This window comes from Extibacter sp. GGCC_0201 (genome assembly GCF_017566055.1).
Lineage (GTDB): Bacteria > Bacillota > Clostridia > Lachnospirales > Lachnospiraceae > Extibacter.
This window is the reverse complement of the sequence record NZ_JABFCH010000153.1, coordinates 1-224: the sequence shown is the minus strand read 5'-3', so window position 1 is coordinate 224 and position 224 is coordinate 1. Positions and strand designations below refer to the sequence as shown.

The following is a 224-nucleotide window of genomic DNA, read 5'->3' as shown; positions in this document are numbered from 1 at the left end:
CTGTTATGGGAATGCAGGGAGCTGTTGAGATCCCCAACGCTGATGCATATGTACAGGCACTGGCTGACAACTTTGTGATGGTCGATCAGGATGCCCGCCGTGAATTGATTCGTCAGCAGGTGACAGAACTGGCGGCTGTCGAAGGCGGAATTGCTGAAATTGACGAAGACTTACTGGAAGAAGTCAATTATCTTGTTGAATATCCTACTGCATTATGTGGGAAA

The 224-nt window shown here is 47.8% G+C and carries 1 protein-coding gene; it reads left to right on the top strand.

What is annotated here, in order from left to right; genetic code table 11:
• A partial coding sequence (locus HJV72_RS19075; RefSeq protein ID WP_208073448.1) for a glycine--tRNA ligase subunit beta occupies positions 1-224 on the top strand: 224 nt, incomplete at both ends.